Annotated in this window: 11 protein-coding genes; 5 read left to right on the plus strand and 6 right to left on the minus strand. The window is 63.1% G+C overall.

Annotation, left to right across the window (positions count from 1 at the left end):
• Window positions 1–13 precede the first annotated feature (13 nt).
• Genes ptsP through LIX93_RS28540 form a run of 3 tightly spaced genes read left to right on the plus strand, consistent with a single transcriptional unit; the run spans window position 14 to window position 5,570 of the window.
• Entirely contained in the window at window positions 14–2,881 is a 2,868-nt protein-coding gene (gene ptsP, locus LIX93_RS28530) for a phosphoenolpyruvate--protein phosphotransferase (RefSeq protein WP_226507376.1), read from the plus strand.
• Window positions 2,881–3,822, plus strand: coding sequence for a 1-phosphofructokinase (pfkB, locus tag LIX93_RS28535; RefSeq protein ID WP_226507377.1), 942 nt, complete (start codon window positions 2,881–2,883; stop codon window positions 3,820–3,822). Before ptsP ends, pfkB begins: the two co-directional genes overlap by 1 nt.
• 11 nt (window positions 3,823–3,833) lie before the next feature.
• The gene (locus LIX93_RS28540) at window positions 3,834–5,570 is read left to right on the plus strand and encodes a PTS fructose-like transporter subunit IIB (protein ID WP_226507378.1); all 1,737 of its coding nucleotides are present in this window, start codon (window positions 3,834–3,836) and stop codon (window positions 5,568–5,570) included.
• A 231-nt stretch (window positions 5,571–5,801) separates the two neighbouring features.
• On the opposite strand, the gene LIX93_RS28545 is transcribed toward LIX93_RS28540, so the two are convergent.
• Window positions 5,802–8,360 carry a sulfite reductase flavoprotein subunit alpha gene (locus tag LIX93_RS28545; protein WP_226507379.1) on the minus strand — a complete coding sequence of 853 codons (2,559 nt, stop codon included), beginning with the start codon at window positions 8,358–8,360 and terminating at the stop codon, window positions 5,802–5,804.
• 134 nt (window positions 8,361–8,494) lie between these two features.
• The gene (locus tag LIX93_RS28550) at window positions 8,495–10,738 is read right to left on the minus strand and encodes a TonB-dependent siderophore receptor (protein WP_226507380.1); all 2,244 of its coding nucleotides are present in this window, start codon (window positions 10,736–10,738) and stop codon (window positions 8,495–8,497) included.
• A 205-nt stretch (window positions 10,739–10,943) separates the two neighbouring features.
• Here LIX93_RS28550 and LIX93_RS28555 point away from each other — a divergent pair, with 205 nt between their 5' ends.
• Together LIX93_RS28555 and LIX93_RS28560 are read left to right on the plus strand one after the other, a co-directional pair.
• The gene (locus tag LIX93_RS28555; protein WP_226507381.1) at window positions 10,944–11,624 is read left to right on the plus strand and encodes a Fe2+-dependent dioxygenase; all 681 of its coding nucleotides are present in this window, start codon (window positions 10,944–10,946) and stop codon (window positions 11,622–11,624) included.
• A gap of 1 nt (window position 11,625) precedes the next feature.
• Window positions 11,626–12,387 (plus strand): tetratricopeptide repeat protein, encoded by a 762-nt coding sequence (locus LIX93_RS28560; RefSeq protein WP_226507382.1) that lies wholly within the window; start codon window positions 11,626–11,628, stop codon window positions 12,385–12,387.
• Window positions 12,388–12,563: 176 nt separating this feature from the next.
• On the opposite strand, the gene LIX93_RS28565 is transcribed toward LIX93_RS28560, so the two are convergent.
• The 4 genes from LIX93_RS28565 to LIX93_RS28580 form a co-directional block, all read right to left on the minus strand.
• Window positions 12,564–13,727 (minus strand): type III PLP-dependent enzyme, encoded by a 1,164-nt coding sequence (locus LIX93_RS28565; RefSeq protein WP_226507383.1) that lies wholly within the window; start codon window positions 13,725–13,727, stop codon window positions 12,564–12,566.
• A 494-nt stretch (window positions 13,728–14,221) separates the two neighbouring features.
• A complete protein-coding gene (locus LIX93_RS28570) occupies window positions 14,222–15,379 on the minus strand; it encodes an ABC transporter ATP-binding protein (protein ID WP_226507384.1) in 1,158 nt (385 codons plus the stop codon).
• Window positions 15,376–16,029, minus strand: a complete 654-nt coding sequence (locus tag LIX93_RS28575; protein ID WP_226507385.1) for an ABC transporter permease — start codon at window positions 16,027–16,029, stop codon at window positions 15,376–15,378. The genes LIX93_RS28570 and LIX93_RS28575 overlap by 4 nt, the downstream gene beginning before the upstream one ends.
• Window positions 16,026–16,943 (minus strand): glycine betaine ABC transporter substrate-binding protein, encoded by a 918-nt coding sequence (locus LIX93_RS28580; protein WP_226507386.1) that lies wholly within the window; start codon window positions 16,941–16,943, stop codon window positions 16,026–16,028. The genes LIX93_RS28575 and LIX93_RS28580 overlap by 4 nt, the downstream gene beginning before the upstream one ends.
• Window positions 16,944–16,945: the final 2 nt, after the last annotated feature.

Below are 16,945 nucleotides of genomic sequence, written 5' to 3' on the forward strand. Positions count from 1 at the left end.
AAGGAGTAAGGCAATGCTCGAGCTCACTATAGAGCAGATTTCCATGGGCCAGACGGCAGCGGACAAGCCCGCGGCCCTGCAATTGCTGGCAGACAAGCTGGTCGCCGATGGCCTGGTCGCCGAGGGTTACCTGGCCGGCCTGCAGGCCCGCGAAGTGCAAGGCTCGACGTTTCTGGGGCAGGGCATCGCCATCCCCCACGGCACGCCCGAAACCCGCGACCTGGTGTATGCCACCGGTGTACGCCTGCTGCAATTTCCCGAGGGTGTGGATTGGGGCGACGGCCAGATCGTCTACCTGGCCATCGGCATCGCCGCCAAATCCGATGAGCACCTGCGCCTCCTGCAACTGCTGACCCGTGCCTTGGGCGAGACCGATCTGGGCCAGGCCCTGCGCCGCGCCGGTTCCGCCGAGGCCTTGTTGAAACTGCTGCAAGGTGCCCCGCAAGAGCTGGCCTTGGATGCACAAATGATCGGCCTGGGTGTGGCTGCCGACGACTTCGAAGAGCTGGTATGGCGTGGCGCCCGTCTGCTGCGCCAGGCCGATTGCGTGAGCGGTGGATTTGCTGCAGTGCTGCAGCAGGTCGAAGCGCTGCCATTGGGCGATGGCCTGTGGTGGCTGCACAGCGAACAAACAGTCAAACGCCCCGGCCTGGCGTTCGTCACCCCGAGCCAGCCGTTGCGTTATCTCGGCCAGCCGTTGACCGGGCTGTTCTGCCTGGCCAGCCTCGGCGAGGCGCACCAAGCGCTGCTCGAACGCTTGTGCGCGTTGTTGATCGAAGGCCGCGGCCAGGAACTGGGGCGCGCCACCAGCACCCGCGCAGTGCTTGAAGTGCTGGGCGGTGAAGTACCGGCCGACTGGCCCAGCGCGCGCATCACTCTGGCCAATGCCCACGGCCTGCACGCCCGCCCGGCGAAGGTCCTCGCGCAACTGGCCAAAAGTTTTGAAGGCGAGGTGCATCTGCGCTTGGTCGACAGCGCCGAGCCGGCGATCTCTGCCAAGAGCCTGAGCAAACTGTTGAGCCTGGGCGCACGTCGCGGCCAGGTGCTGGAGCTGATCGCCGAGCCGAGCGTTGCGGCTGATGCGTTGCCGGCGTTGCTGGCGGCCATCGAGTCCGGGCTGGGTGAAGAGGTCGAGGCGCTGCCTGCGGCCACGGCGGTGGCAGACAAGGTCGCCGAAATCGAACCAGAGATCAGCGTTCAGGCCCCCCTGGCAGGCCAGCGCGTGCAAGGTATCGCCGCCGCGCCCGGCATCGCGGTCGGCCCGGCCCATGTACAAGTATTGGCCGATTTCGACTATCCGCTGCGCGGCGAAACCCCGGCGGCCGAGCGTCAACGTCTGCAAGCGGCGTTGACCGCCGTGCGCGCCGATATCGAAGCGCTGGTGCAGCGCAGCACGGTCAAAGCCATTCGCGAGATCTTCATCACCCACCAGGAGATGCTCGACGACCCGGCCCTTACCGACGAAGTCGAAGCGCGGCTCAAGCAGAACGAAAGCGCCGCCGCCGCCTGGAACACCGTCATCGAAGCCGCCGCCCGCCAGCAAGAGTCGCTACAGGATGCGCTGTTGGCCGAACGCGCCGCCGACCTGCGCGACATCGGTCGCCGCGTGCTGGCCGAACTGTGCGGCGTGCAGACCCTCGAAGCGCCGGACGACGCCTATATCCTGGTGATGGACGAAGTCGGCCCCTCCGACGTCGCCCGTCTCGACCCAGCCCGCGTCGCCGGTATCCTCACCGCCCGCGGTGGCGCGACGGCCCACAGCGCTATCGTCGCGCGCGCGCTGGGGATTCCCGCTGTGGTCGGCGCTGGCGCGGCGGTGCTGTTGATCAAGCCGGGTACGCCGTTGCTGATCGACGGCCAGCGCGGCCTGCTCACTGTCGAGCCCGCCGCCGAGGTACTGGAAAAAGCCCTCGCCGAGCGCGACAGCCGCGAGCAACGTTTGCAGGCCGCCGCCGCCCGCCGGCATGAAACCGCTGTCACCCGTGACGGCCATGCCGTGGAAGTGTTCGCCAACATCGGCGAAAGTGCCGGCGTGGCCGCTGCGGTGGAGCAGGGCGCCGAAGGTGTCGGCCTGCTGCGCACCGAACTGATCTTCATGGCCCACTCCCAAGCGCCGGACGAAACCGTGCAGGAAGCCGAGTATCGCCGCGTGCTCGATGGCCTGGCCGGGCGGCCGCTGGTGGTGCGCACCCTGGATGTGGGCGGCGACAAACCGCTGCCGTATTGGCCGATCGCCAAAGAGGAAAACCCCTTCCTCGGCGTGCGCGGCATTCGCCTGACCTTGCAGCGCCCGCAGTTGATGGAAGGCCAGTTGCGCGCGCTGCTGCGGGCCGCCGACAACCGCCCGTTGCGGATCATGTTCCCGATGGTCGGCAGCGTCGAAGAATGGCGCGCGGCGCGGGACATGACCGAGCGCCTGCGTGCCGAGATTCCGGTGGCCGATCTGCAACTGGGGATCATGATCGAGGTCCCATCGGCTGCCCTGCTGGCGCCGGTGCTGGCCCGCGAGGTGGACTTCTTCAGTGTCGGCACCAACGACCTGACCCAGTACACCCTGGCCATCGACCGTGGCCACCCGACGCTGTCGGCCCAGGCGGATGGCTTGCATCCGGCGGTGTTGCAGCTGATCGACATCACCGTGCGTGCCGCCCATGCCCATGGCAAATGGGTGGGCATCTGCGGCGAACTGGCAGCAGACCCGGTTGCCGTACCGTTGCTGGTCGGCCTGGGTGTGGATGAATTGAGTGTCTCGGCGCGCAGCATTGCCGAGGTCAAGGCCGGGGTCCGCGAGTTGACCCTGGCGCAAGCACAAGCGTGGGCGCAGCAAGCCCTCACGCTGGGCACTGCCGCGCAAGTGCGGGCCCTGGTGGAGAACACATAATGGCCAAGATCCTGACCCTTACCCTCAACCCCGCGCTCGACCTGACCATGGAGCTGACATCGCTGCGCCTGGGCGAAGTCAACCGCGGCGACGCCCTGCATGTGCACGCTGCGGGCAAAGGCATCAACGTCGCGCAGGTGCTGGCCGATCTGGGCCATGAACTGACCGTGGCGGGTTTCCTCGGGGCCGACAATACCGGACACTTCGAAGAGTTGTTCACGGCGCGTGGCTTCGTCGACGAGTTCGTCCGCGTGCCGGGCGAGACGCGCCGCAACATCAAGCTGGCCGAGACGGGTGGCCGCGTCACCGACGTCAACGGCCCCGGCCCGCAGGTCGATGAAGACGCGCAGCAGGTCTTGCTCGCGCGCCTGGAGCAGATCGCCCCAGGCCACGATGTGGTGATCGTCGCAGGCAGCCTGCCCCGTGGGATCAGCCCGCAATGGTTGCAGGCTCTGCTCGAACGCTTGCACGCGCTGGGCCTCAAGGTGGTGCTCGACACCAGCGGCGCCGCCTTGCGCGCCGGCCTCACCGCACAGCCTTGGCTGATCAAGCCCAACACCGACGAGTTGACCGAAGTGCTTGGCGAGACCGTCAGCACCCTGGACGATCAAGCCAGAGTCGCCGCGCAGTTGCGCGCTCGTGGCATCGAGCATGTGGTCATCTCCCAAGGCGCCCAAGGCGTCAACTGGTTCAACAGCCAGGGCGCCTGGCAGGCCTTGCCGCCGACGGTCGATGTCGCCAGCACGGTAGGCGCAGGTGATTCGCTGCTGGCCGGAATGGTGCACGGGTTGCTCAGCGAGCACGATGAGGCCCAGACGCTGCGCAAGGCCACGGCGATCGCCGCCATGGCGGTGATGCAAATCGGCTTCGGCATCAGCGATCACGATGAACTGGAACGGCTCGAAAGCGGCGTCAGCGTCCGCGCGCTCGCAGAACAATAAGAGGGTCTGAAATGAAGTTAGCCATTGTCACGGCGTGCCCCAACGGGCGCGTCTCCAGCGTGCTCAGTGCGCGCCTGCTGGACGCCGCCGCGCAGCGTCAGGGCTGGAGCACCAGCGTTGAAGTGCATGATCCGCAGCATCCGGAACGCCAGCTGAGCAAGGCCACCATCGATGAGGCCGAGTGGGTGCTGGTGGTCAACACCGGGCCGCTGGATTTGAGCCGTTTTATCGGCAAGCGCGTGTACCAGAGCACACCGGCTCACGCGCTGCAGGATGTCGAAACGTTTCTGCGCGACGCGGCCGAGCAGGCTCAGCCCTATGTGGCCGTTGCCGAGGCGGCGCCTGCAGCCGCCGCTGATCGAGCGCCGCGCCTGGTTGCGATCACGGCGTGCCCGACGGGCGTCGCCCACACGTTCATGGCCGCTGAAGCCTTACAGCAGGCGGCCAAACAACTGGGCTACGAGATCAAGGTCGAGACTCAGGGCTCGGTGGGCGCGCGCGATCCCCTCAGCGCCACGGCGATTGCCGAGGCTGACGTGGTGTTGCTGGCCTGTGATATCGATGTCGCCACCGAGCGTTTTGCCGGCAAGCGGATTTACCGCTGTGGTACCAGTATTGCGCTCAAGCAGTCCCAGGCGACCCTGAAGAAGGCGCTGGCCGAGGCCAAGGAAGAATCCGGCGCCAAGGCCGAAGGCGCTGCCCCGGCGCGCAAGGAGAAGACCGGCGTCTACAAGCATCTGCTCACTGGTGTCTCCTACATGCTGCCGATGGTGGTGGCGGGGGGCTTGATGATCGCGCTGTCGTTCGTGTTCGGCATCAAGGCCTTTGAGGAACCGGGCACTCTGGCGGCGGCCCTCAAGCATGTCGGCGATGCCGCCTTCACCTTGATGGTGCCGCTGCTGGCGGGCTATATCGCTTATTCGATCGCCGACCGTCCGGGCCTGGCGCCCGGCATGATCGGCGGCCTGCTGGCGAGCACGTTGATGGCGGGATTCCTGGGCGGGATCGTCGCGGGCTTTATCGCCGGCTACACGGCGTTGGCGATGAGCCGCTATATCCGCCTGCCGGCCAGCCTTGATGCGCTCAAGCCGATCTTGATCATTCCGCTGCTGGCGTCCTTGATCACCGGGCTGTTGATGCTCTATGTGGTCGGTTCGCCGATTGCCGGCGTGATGGCCGCGCTGACCGAATTTCTCAAGAGCATGGGCACCACCAACGCCATTCTGCTGGGGATCTTCCTCGGCGGCATGATGTGCGTCGACCTCGGCGGGCCGGTGAACAAAGCGGCCTATGCGTTTTCCGTCGGTTTGCTGGCCAACGGCAGCCAACTGCCCATGGCCGCGGCGATGGCGGCGGGTATGGTGCCGCCGATTGGCCTGGCCATTGCGACCTTTATCGCCCGACGCAAATTCGCCCAGAGCGAGCGTGAAGCCGGCAAGGCGGCATTGGTCTTGGGGCTTTGCTTCATTTCCGAGGGCGCGATTCCGTTCGCGGCCAAGGACCCGCTGCGGGTCATCCCAGCGAGCATCGCCGGCGGTGCGCTGACGGGCGCGCTGTCGATGTACTTCGGCTGCCAGCTGGCCGCGCCCCATGGCGGCTTGTTCGTGTTGCTGATCCCGAACGCCATGAACCACGCGCTGCTGTATCTGCTGGCGATCGTCGCGGGGAGTGTGGTGACCGGGGTGGTGTATGCCCTGATCAAACGGCCTGAAGCTCAGGAAGTCGCCTTGGTGCCTGAGGCGGCCTGAGTCTTGTTGCGGTCTTGAGTCCTTCGCTGGACTCACAGGCCGCTTCGCGAGCATGACTCGCCATCGCTGGAGAGCCTTGCATCTGTGGGGGACTCTAGGGTGCTGGGCAAGCAGGACCGGCCCCTTCGCGAGCAAGCTTTGCTCCCACGGGTGTACGGCTCAGATGCGCACTGTGGGAGCAAGGCTTGCCCGCGAAGGGGGCGGCAGCGTCACTGTAATTTCAGCCCTGGATCAATAAACATCCCGCCGATACCGCCCCTGCTCGACCAGTTGCTCCACAGCCTCCTCGCCGAGCACCTGTTTCAACACCTCATCCACCCCGCCAGCCATGCCGATCAGGCTGCCGCACACGTAGATATAGGCGCCGTCGGCCAGCCATTGCTGCAACTGCACTGCGGCATCGAGCAACCGATCCTGTACATAGATCTTCTCGCTCTGGTCCCGAGAAAACGCCAGATCGAGCCGCTGAAGTTCGCCGCGCTGCACAGCGCCTTGCAGCTCATCCTTGCAGTAGAAGTCATGCTCGGCATTGCGCTCGCCGAAGACCAGCCAGTTGCGCCGCTGGCCCCGCGCAATCCGCGCTTGCAGCAGGCTGCGCAGCCCCGCCAGCCCGGTACCGTTGCCCAGCAGAATCAACGGTGCATCCTCGCTCGGCAGGTGGAAGCTGCTGTTGCGACGAACCCGCAGGCTGATATGGGTACCCACCGCCGCGTGCTCGCACAACCAGCCGGAGCCCAGCCCCGAGGTGCCGTCCGGATGGCGCTCCAGGCGCACGATCAATTGCAGCGCGCCACCCTCGGCGACTGAGGCGATGGAATATTCACGGGCATCCACCGGAATAAGCGCGTCCACTACCGCTTGGGCGTGCAGGCCCACCAGGTGCTCGGTGCTGACCGGCAACTGCCGTAGCGCCAAGGCATGCGCCAGCGGTTCTTGCAGGTCATTGAGGCGAACTTTGGCATCGGCCGACAGACCCAGGCGCTTGAGCATCCCTTGCACCGAAGGGGCACCGTTGCGCGGCAGCACCTCGACCAGATCGCCCGCTTCCCAGTGGCTTGCGGGCGGCCCTTGCAGGTCCAGCAAGTACACCGGCGCGCCGGCACTGCCGGGGTTGAGCAGTGTGCGTTTTTGCAGGCTCCACGCCTCGAACACTGGCGCCTGCCAGGCCGCTGCTGGGGCGCTGCCGGTGAGCTGGCCCAGTTGCCGTTGCCACTGCTGCAAGGCCTCGGCGTCGGCGTTGTCGACTTCTACCGGAGTAAAGGCCGCGCGGGCGCCGTGCTGTTCGAGCCAGCCCTGCAGGCGCTGGCCGAAAGCGCAGAAGTTCGCGTACTGACGATCCCCGAGCGACAGCAGGGCGAAGCGGATATGCCCCAGCGCATAAGCCTGGCCGAGCACCTTGCGCTCGAAACCGCGGGCGTTGTCCGGCGCCTGGCCATCGCCGAAGGTGCTGACCACGAACAACACCTGCTGAGTGGCCTGCCAGTCGTTGTCATCCAGTTGCGCCAAGGAACGCACCCGCACGCCATGGCCTGCGGCCTGTAATTGGCCAGCAGACTGCCATGCCAGCTGTTCGGCCAGGCCGCTCTGGCTGGCGAAGGCCACCAGCCAGTCGCCGGTGCCCCCCGGCTGGTTGACTACGGCACCACGGGAGAGGGCAGTCGCGCGTTTTTTGCGCCGACGGTCGAGATACAGCAGCCAGCCCGTGACGAAAAACAGCGGCATGCACAGGCTGGCAAGCGTCATCAAGATCCGTCCGACGATACCGAAGTAGCTGCCGACGTGCAGGGCGTAAATGCTGGCGAACAACTGCCCACCCAGGGGCTGGTCGGCGTAGCGCTGTTGCTTGAGGACTTTGCCGGTGTTCGGCTCCAGCGAGATCTGATTGAGCGCGCGCTCATGGGGCGAGCTGCGCAGCAGATAGAACACGGTTGCCGGTTGCCCGCCGTTGGGCGCGACTCGCAGCACGAAGGTAGTCAGGTCGGGCCCGGCGGTGCGCTTGATGCTGTCCCACAGGGCGTCGTAATCGACGGTGGCGACCGGCTCGGCATCGGTTTTTGTCCGGTCCTGTTTGCCACCGGGCGGCGGCCCCTCGCGGCGGCGTTGTTCGCCTGCGGGTGGGCCGCCCACCAGGAGCAGATTCAGCCCATCGCGGAACCAGTTGTACGACCAGGTCAGCCCGGTCACCGCCGACATCAAATAGAACACCAGGCACCAGGTGCCGAACACCGAGTGCAGATCCCAATTGAACGCGCGGCCCTTTTTCGCCCAGTCCAGCGTCAGCCAGGCGCGCCAATCGAGCGCCTTGCGCGGCCAGCGCAGGTACAGGCCCGACAAGGCGAAGAACAGCAGAATCAGGGTGCAGGCGCCGGTGATCTGCCGGCCGGTGTCACCGATGGTCAAAAAGCGATGAAATTGCAGCACGAATTCGAAAAAATCCTGCCCCACCACGTCGCCTTGCATCTGCCCGGTAAAAGGATCGAAGTAGCGCATTGGTCCGCGCCGCTCGCCTGGAGCGGGCATGTAGTTGACCCGTGCGGCATCGCCTAATGCGGTATCGATACGCAGCCCGAACACCTTCTCGCCCTGCGCGGCCTCCAGCAACGGCACCAGTTGCGACAGCGGCATGATGCCCTCGGGCCTTACCTCGACGCTCATGCTCTGTGGGTTGAGGCCATGCAGGATCTCATCCGAAAACGAATACAGCGCGCCGCTGATACCCATGACGGCCAGCACCAGCCCGGCGGTGATGCCGAAAAACCAGTGCAACTGGAAGAGGACTTTCTTGAACACGCAGACCACCATGTAATCGGTAAGAGGGGCAGGGCGCAGCGATTATGACAAAAACGATTAAGAATTATTCTGATTTTGCACGCAAAAGCCCCGCTCAAATGAATAAGCGGGGCTTGCGAAAGGGCCGGACGGGATCAGAAGTGGAAACTGGCACTCATCATCGCGGTGCGGCCTGGGGCCACGTGCGCGTAGTGAGTGGTAAAGATCTGATCGAAGTAACGCTTGTTGGTCAGGTTTTGCACGTTGAGTTGCAGGTCGACGTTCTTGGTCAGCTTGTAGCTGGCCATCGCGTCGTAGCGCCAGTACGAAGGGATCTCGATGGAGTTGGCTTCGTTACCGAAACGTTGGTCGACAAAGGTCGCGCCAGCGCCCACGGTAAGTTTGGGCACCACTTCATAGGTCGACCACAGGTTGAAGCTATTACGCGGCGTGCTAGGCATGTGATTGCCTTTGTCGGCAGCGGTGGAGGTCTTGACCAGCTCGCTTTCCATGTAGGTGTAGCCACCAAACACTTTCCACTGGCGGGTGATATTGCCGGTGTAGGTGAACTCGAAACCTTGTACGCGCTGCTCGCCATCCAGGACCTGGAAGCTGGAATTGTCCGGATCGGTGATACGGGCGTTGGTCTTTTCGGTGCGGAACAGCGCGGCCGTCAGCGACAGGTCGTCGTCGAAGAAGTCCCACTTGGTACCGACTTCATAGTTGCGGCTCTTTTCCGGATCGAGGTCGGCGTTGTTGGCCGCGATCTCCTGCCCACCGTTACCGGCGGTTTCACCCGACGGGTTGCTGGAGGTGGACCATGCCGCATAGACGCTGCCGTTGGGCAGTGGCTTGTACACGACGCCAAGTTGATAGCTCCAGATGTCGCTGGTTTTTTCGCGGTTGAAATTACCGGCCACCGAACCGCGACCACCGGTGGAGTAGCCACTGGAGGCGATTTCGTAGTGATCCAGACGCAGGCCTAGATTCAACGACCATTGTTCGTTGAATTTCAGCGTGTCGAACACATAGGCCGCGCTGTTTTTGGCGTCGGTGTCGGTGTATGCCAGGCTGTCGGTGATCGAGCCGTTCCAGCTGTCATGGGGATTTGGATCGTAGGCGCTGGTGCAGTCGTGGGACGCCAGCAAGGCGGCGTTACAGGTGTTGCTGGTGCTTGCCACGCCGATGTTGTAGCCGCGGTTGTGGGTATCCTGATACGAGAACTCGATACCGGTCGCCAGGCTGTGTTCAAGGCTGCCTGTGTTGAATTTGGTGGTCAGGTCAGTCTGGTTGACGAAGCCCGAGGACGTCGAATTGCGGTTCTTGGACGAACGATACAGCAGGCCATTGGCGACGTTGCCACGGCTGTCGTCAGGGTTGGTGACGATGTAGTCCAGCGTCGAACGCGACATGCGGAAGCTGTTGGAGAGGGTCGTATCTTCGTTGAGGTCATGCTCGATGCGGATCGTGCCGCTGTCGTTGACGCTTTTACGGTAGTCACGGTCGTTCAGGCCGTAGAAGTTGCTCTTGCTGACGTTGGCCGGCCCATCGACGTGATACTTGCTGCGGTTGCTGCTCAGGGTCAGCGGAATGCCGTAGTCCGGCATGTCGTCGGTGCGCAGGTGATAGTAATCGACCATTACACGGGTATCGGTGCCCAGGCCGAAGGCGAACGAGGGGGCGAAGCCCCAGCGGCTGTTGTCGACATCGTCGCGGCCCGCCACGTTGTTCTCGTGTTTCATCAGGTTCAGACGGAACGCCGACGTCTCGGTCAGCTGTTTGTTCACGTCCAGGGTGTAACGCTGGGTCTGATCCGAGCCGAAGCTGTATCCGCCGTTGTAGGCGTCGCCGAGTTTGGCGCTCTTGGTGATCAGGTTGAGGCTGCCGCCGGTGGAACCGACGCCGGTATAGGCAGAGCTTGGGCCTTTGCTGACTTCGACGGATTCGACGTTGAAGATCTCGCGGCTCTGCGCCGCCACGTCGCGCATGCCGTCGATGAAGATATCGCTTTCGGCACCGAAGCCGCGAATGATCGGACGGTCGGAGTTGGGGTTGCCGCCTTCACCGGCTCCGAAGGTGATGCCCGGCGTAGTGCGCAGCGCGTCGGTCAGCGACATCGCACCCGTATCACGGATCACCTGTTGCGGGATGACGGTGAGCGTCTTGGCCGAATCGCGCAGAGGTGCCGTCATTTTCTTCGACTCGGAGACGTCGGTCTTGTAACTGGTCTCCGATTGCTGCGCATTGATGTCGGTAGCGCCCAGCGAAATGGATTTGCCATCGCTCTGCTCGGCGGCCTGGGCCAGATGCCCTGCCGAAAAGGCCGTGATCGCCATACCGACCGCAGAAGCTAAGGCGCGCGGAGCGCCCAGCGCATTTTGCATGTTTTGACGCGACATGAATTGTTACCTTCCCCAAGGTTGAGGCGGCGAAATATAGGGGAAGTGTTCCTCTGTAGCAATTGAGACACATTGCTATTTGCGGTTAATTTACATTCTTTACACATTTCGACCATGGGATTTTCACGATTCCTTCACGGGGTGGTTGTGCTCAGGCAATAAGAATCAATATCATTGACGACTTTCCGCTTTCAGGCCGCGCACCATGCTCATTCACATCCCCGGCGTCTTCAGCCGCGACGAAGTCGGCCGCATCCGCGAGGCGCTGGAGCAGGCCGATTGGGCCGATGGCAAGATCACCGCCGGCCATCAATCGGCCAAGGCAAAGCACAATCTGCAGTTGCCCGAGAGCCACCCGTTGAGCAAGGAAATCGGCGCCGCGATGCTCGAGCGCCTGTGGAGCCATCCGGTGTTCATGTCGGCGGCCCTGCCGAACAAGGTGTTCCCGCCGCTGCTGAACTGCTACAGGGTCGGCGATACGTTCGATTTTCATATCGACAACGCGGTACGCCAGGCCAGGGGCAATCCGGAGCGAGTCCGTACGGATCTGTCCACGACGCTGTTCTTCAGCAACCCCGAGGATTACGACGGCGGCGAACTGGTGATCCAGGACACCTTTGGCACGCGCGAGATCAAACTGGCGGCGGGCGACCTGGTGCTGTATCCGGGCACCAGCCTGCATAAGGTCAATCCGGTGACCCGCGGAGTGCGCTATGCCTCGTTCTTCTGGACGCAAAGCCTGGTGCGCGAAGACGCCCAGCGCGCCTTGCTGTTCGAGATGGACACGGCGATCCAGCGCCTGACCCAGGATGTGCCCGATCACCCGTCGCTGATCCAACTCACCGGCACGTACCACAACTTGCTGCGTCGCTGGGTGGAGGTCTGACATGGGCTTCGAGATGCGTCGTGAAGAGGTCCTCGATGCCGACAGCCTGCGCGCGATGCTCGACGAGCAGCCGGGGCGTGCGGCCCAGGCGATTGTTGCGGCGGCCGGGCAGAACGTGGTCGAGGCCCAGGCGTTGCTGGGGCAGATCCTCCTCGATGGTCGCGGTATCGCTCAGGATCAGCCGCTGGCCTTGCGCTGGTTCGCCATCGCCGCCGACGCCGGGCACCTGATGGCGCGCAACATGCTCGGCCGTTGCCATGAGCACGGCTGGGGCTGCACGGCCGACGCGCAAGAGGCGGCAGTGCACTATCGTCTGGCTGCTGCGGCAGGGTTGGATTGGGGGTTGTACAACTATGCCAACCTGCTGAGCACCGGTCGTGGCGTGGCGCAGGATCAGGAGTTGGCGCTGGCCTGCTACCGCAAGGCGGCGAACCTGGGGCACGCCAAGTCGATGAACCTTTACGGTCGCTACCTGGAACAGGGGCTGGCCTGCAAGGCGAACCCGGCTGAGGCTTTTGACTGGTACGAGCGCTCGGCCGAAGCGGGGGACTTTCGCGGGCAGTTCAGCCATGCCTCGGTGCTTGCCAGCAAGGGGCAGGTGGATCTGGCGCTGGCGTGGTTCGAAGAGGCGCTGCGTATCGGCAACGCTAACTTTCTGAGGGTCAGTGGGCCGCAGTTGGAGAGCGCTGGTGATCCGCGTATTAAGGTTTTGGCGGTGCGTTATCAGGCGCGTTTGTTGGAGCTTGGTGGCTCGCTGGCTTAGCGGTTTTCTCAAAATGTGGAGAGTGGTTTTTGGATCGGGATCGTTCTGCTTTCGAGCCGGCCTTGGCCCTTCGCCTAGGCTCGGGGTGCCCGTGCTCCGCTAATCTCAGAAACACCAACTACAAACCCACAAAAAAGCCCTGAACACTGTCAGGGCTTTTTCACATCCTGCGCAGCTTAGACGTAGTAAGACTTCAGCGGCGGGAAGCCATTGAATTCCACTGCGCTATAGCTGGTGGTGTAGGCACCGGTCGAAAGCCAGTACATACGGTCACCGATCGCCAGGTTCAGCGGCAGGCCGTACTTGTAGTTTTCGTACATGATGTCGGCGCTGTCGCAGGTCGGGCCGGCGATGACCACTTCTTCCATCTCGCCCTTCTTCTCGGTCCAGATCGGGAACTTGATGGCTTCGTCCATGGTTTCGATCAGGCCGGAGAACTTGCCCACATCCGTGTACACCCAACGCTCTACTGCGGTGCGGGATTTACGCGACACCAGCACCACTTCGCTGACCAGAATGCCGGCGTTGGCGATCAACGAACGGCCTGGCTCCAGAATGATTTCCGGCAAATCATCGCCGAAGTCTTCTTTCAGATAGCGAATGATTTCTTCAGCGTAGGTTTCCAGGCTGTTGGTGCGGGTGATGTAGTTGGCCGGGAAGCCGCCACCCATGTTGATCAGCTTGAGGACGATGCCGTCTTCTTCTTTCAAGCGTTCAAAGATTACTTTGACCTTGGCGATGGCGGCGTCCCACACGCTGATGTCGCGCTGCTGCGAACCGACGTGGAAGGAGAGGCCGTAAGGCACCAGGCCCAGGTCGCGAGCGAGGATCAGCAGATCCATGGCCATGTCGGTCTGGCAGCCGAATTTGCGCGACAGAGGCCAGTCGGCCGTGGTCGAGCCTTCGGTGAGGATGCGCACATACACTTTCGAGCCTGGCGCGGCCTTGGCGATGTTGCGCAGGTCGGCTTCGGAGTCGGTGCTGAACAGGCGCACGCCCTTGTCATAGAAGTAGCGGATGTCCTTGGATTTCTTGATCGTGTTGCCATAGCTGATACGGTCGGGGCTGACGCCACGGTCCATGACCTTGTCCAGCTCGTAGATCGAGGCGATGTCGAAGCTCGAGCCCTTGTCTTTCAACAGGTCGATGATTTCGACGGCCGGGTTGGCCTTGACCGCGTAGTAGACCTTGGCGAATTCGAAGCCGGCGCGCAGATCGTCGTACGCCTTGCTGATCATCGCAGTATCGATGACCACGAACGGGGTTTCTTGTTTGTCGGCGAAAGCCTTCATTTTATCGAAGGTTGCGCGCTCGAAATAATCTTCGACCTGGATCGACATGCTAGGGACTCCTGGTGGCAAACATCATGGCAGTCATGGGATTGAAAGCTGCATGAAGATGAAAAATGGGTGCAAATGAACGCCCTCCGTATCCCCACTTTGGTTCGCCTACTTCCCAAGGCATGTCGCCGAAAGCAAAAAGGCCACTGGAAGCGGGTTCCTCATGGCCTTGCTGTCTCGTCGTCAGTACTTGAGCCGGATGGATCGTTTCCAGCATGGACGTTCGGCGCGAACTTTAGGACGTGAGGGGCCATAGATCAACTAAAAATGTCGCGTTTTTACACGCTTTGATCGCGATGCACTTCTGCGCTCTTGTTTAACCGACCCGGATGACAGGTTGATGTTCCCGAGAATTCGGCGAACGGTGCCGGTCCCTGTGGGAGGGTGCTCTGCCCGTGAAGGCGTCCCACAGGTGTACGGCCCAGGAGCGGTTCACACTGTGGGAGCAAGGCTTGCTTGCCAAGAGGCCGGTACGTCGAGCCCCGATAGCGGAATCAGGCGCTGACCTGCTCCGCTGGTGACACGATGCTGGTCTTCATGCCCCGCGAACGTCCCGAACTCAGGTAGGCGGCAATCGATTCCTGAGTCACTTCACCCAGGAACACGTTCTCGGCATTGAGCACCGGCAGCCAGCTGCGGTTGAACTCGTACATGCGCGACAGCAGGATGCGCAAGTGCTCGTCGTACGCCGCTGTGGCGTTGAACGGCCGCAAGAAGTCACCGCAGGCGCCTTGCTGGCGGTGCAGGTCGCGACGGCGCACGTAACCCATCGCCTTGTTCTCGGCGTCGGTGACCACTACGTAGCGGCGGTCGTGCTCGTCCATCAGTTCCAGCGCTTCGGCCACTGGCGTGCTCGGGCTGACGGCCGGGGCGTTGTCGGCGGCGTCTTCGGCCTTGACCAGCAAGAGGCGCTTGAGGGTGCTGTCCTGCCCGACGAAGCTGCTGACGAAGTCGTCCACCGGGTGGGCCAGCAGAGTATCCGGGTGGTCCAGTTGCAACAGCTTGCCGGCACGGAAGATGGCGATCTTGTCGCCCAGCTTGATGGCTTCGTCGATGTCGTGGCTGACCATGATCACGGTCTTGTTCAGGGCCCGCTGCATCTCGAAGAACTCGTTCTGGATCATCTCGCGGTTGATCGGGTCGACCGCACCGAAGGGTTCGTCCATCAACAGCAAGGGGGCATCGGCAGCCAGGGCGCGAATCACGCCGATCCGCTGCTGCTGACCGCCGGACAGTTCACGCGGGTAGCGATGCAGGTACTGCTTGGGCTCGAGCTTGATCATGCTCATCAGCTCGCGGGCCCGCTCGTGGCACTTTTGCTTGTCCCAGCCCAGCAGACGCGGGACTACAGTGATGTTTTCCTCGATGGTCATGTTGGGGAACAGGCCGATCTGCTGGATCACGTAGCCGATGTTGCGGCGCAGCGTCACCTCGTCGAGGCCGGTGGTGTCTTCGCCGTTGATCAGCACCTTGCCCGAGGTCGGCATGATCAGGCGGTTGATCATCTTCAGCGTGGTGCTCTTGCCGCAGCCCGATGGCCCGAGGAATACGCAGATCTCGCCTTCGTTGACGGTCAGGCTCACGGAATCAACGGCGGTGACGGTCTTGCCGTTGCTTTGGAAGGTCTTGGTCAGGTTCTGAAGTTCGATCATTTGAGTAATCCTTTGGGAGTCAGGGCGCGTTGCAGCCATTGCAGGAACAGGTCGGCGATGATCGCCAGGACGCTGACCAGCACGGCGCCGACGATCAACATCGACATGTCGCTGCGGCTGATGGAAGTCAGGATGAGTACGCCCAGGCCACCGGCGCCGATGGTGGCGGCGATGGTCATGACGCCGATGTTCATCACCACGGCGGTGCGCACGCCGGCGAGAATTACCGGTACGGCGATGGGCAGCTCGACCATGCGCAGGCGCTGGCCGAAGGTCATGCCGATGCCCTTGGCGGCTTCGCGGATGCCTGGGTCGACGCCAGTGAGCGCCAGGTAAGTGTTACGCAAGATCGGCAGCAGTGAATAAAGGAACACCGCGGTAATGGCTGGCAGCGGCCCCAGGCCCTGGCCGAACTTGGAGTACACCGGCAGCAGCAGGCCGAACAGGGCGATCGACGGGATGGTCAGCAACACCGTGGCGCTGGCCTGGATCGGCCCGGCGGCGGCGGGGAAGCGCGTCATCAAGACACCCAGGGGCACGCCGATGACGATCGCCAGGGTCACGGCGATCCCGACCAGGGTGATGTGCTGCCAGGTGAGGTGCGCGACCTGCGCCCAGTCCAGCTGATTGAACGCATCTAAAAAGCTCATGGCGCCTCCTGCGGTTGGGGCGCGGCCACTGGGTGGCTGCGCAGGAAGTCGGCGGCGACCACGGACGGGTTCTTGTGCTCGACGTCGACCTGGGCGTTGAGCTCGCGCATGGTCGCGTCATCCAGCTGTTCGGCCAGCGGCTTCATGAGCGCCGCGATGTCCGGGTGCTTGTCCAGGAAGTCCTTGCGGATCACCGGCGCGGCGGTGTAGTCAGGGAAGTAATGCTTGTCGTCTTCCAGCAGCTTGAGGTGGAAGGCGTTGAGGCGCCCGTCGGTGGTGTACACCAGCCCGGTGAACACCTGACCATTGCGCAGCGCGGTATAGACCAGCCCGGCGTCCATCTGGCGGATATCCGCGCGGGTGAAGCTCAGACCATAGGCCTTGGTCATGCCCACCAGGCCGTCGGAACGGTTGGCGAACTCGGTGTCCAGGGCGAGGATGTGGCCTTTGTCCTTCTCGCTTCGCACCACAGCATCGAGCTGGCTGATGGTGTTGATCTGCGGGTATTGCTCGGCGATCTTCTGCGGCAGCGCCAGGGCGTAGGTGTTGCTGAACTTGGAGGGTGCAAGCCAGACCAGCCCCTTTTTAGCGTCCAGCTCCTTGACCCGCTGGTAGGTGGCAGCGCTGTCGAGCTTCTCGTCGACATGGTTGTACGACACCAGCGACACCCCGGTGTATTCCCAGAGCATGTCCAGCTGATTGGTTTCCTGGGCACTGCGCGCCAGGTTGCTGCCCAGGCCGCCGGTGATCTGGACGTCGTAGCCTTTGCTGCCCAGGTATTGGGCAGTAAGGGTGGCGAGCACGGTCTGCTCGGTGAATACCCGGGCGCCGAGGCGAATCACCGGTTTTTCTGCGGCCTGTACGGCGCCTGCACAGAGCAGGGCCAGGGCCATTAGCACACTTGTCTTGTTCATCT

This window comes from Pseudomonas sp. MWU16-30317, from assembly GCF_020515695.1.
In the GTDB taxonomy this organism is placed as follows: Bacteria; Pseudomonadota; Gammaproteobacteria; order Pseudomonadales; family Pseudomonadaceae; genus Aquipseudomonas.

Excerpts from the sequence above, each read along its gene's own strand:
- ptsP (WP_226507376.1), top strand. The coding sequence starts at position 14 with ATGCTCGAGCTCACTATAGAGCAGATTTCCATGGGCCAGACGGCAGCG.
- pfkB (WP_226507377.1), top strand. The coding sequence starts at position 2,881 with ATGGCCAAGATCCTGACCCTTACCCTCAACCCCGCGCTCGACCTGACC.
- LIX93_RS28540 (WP_226507378.1), top strand. The coding sequence starts at position 3,834 with ATGAAGTTAGCCATTGTCACGGCGTGCCCCAACGGGCGCGTCTCCAGC.
- LIX93_RS28550 (WP_226507380.1), bottom strand. The coding sequence starts at position 10,738 with ATGTCGCGTCAAAACATGCAAAATGCGCTGGGCGCTCCGCGCGCCTTA.
- LIX93_RS28555 (WP_226507381.1), top strand. The coding sequence starts at position 10,944 with ATGCTCATTCACATCCCCGGCGTCTTCAGCCGCGACGAAGTCGGCCGC.
- LIX93_RS28560 (WP_226507382.1), top strand. The coding sequence starts at position 11,626 with ATGGGCTTCGAGATGCGTCGTGAAGAGGTCCTCGATGCCGACAGCCTG.
- LIX93_RS28565 (WP_226507383.1), bottom strand. The coding sequence starts at position 13,727 with ATGTCGATCCAGGTCGAAGATTATTTCGAGCGCGCAACCTTCGATAAA.
- LIX93_RS28570 (WP_226507384.1), bottom strand. The coding sequence starts at position 15,379 with ATGATCGAACTTCAGAACCTGACCAAGACCTTCCAAAGCAACGGCAAG.
- LIX93_RS28575 (WP_226507385.1), bottom strand. The coding sequence starts at position 16,029 with ATGAGCTTTTTAGATGCGTTCAATCAGCTGGACTGGGCGCAGGTCGCG.
- LIX93_RS28580 (WP_226507386.1), bottom strand. The coding sequence starts at position 16,943 with ATGAACAAGACAAGTGTGCTAATGGCCCTGGCCCTGCTCTGTGCAGGC.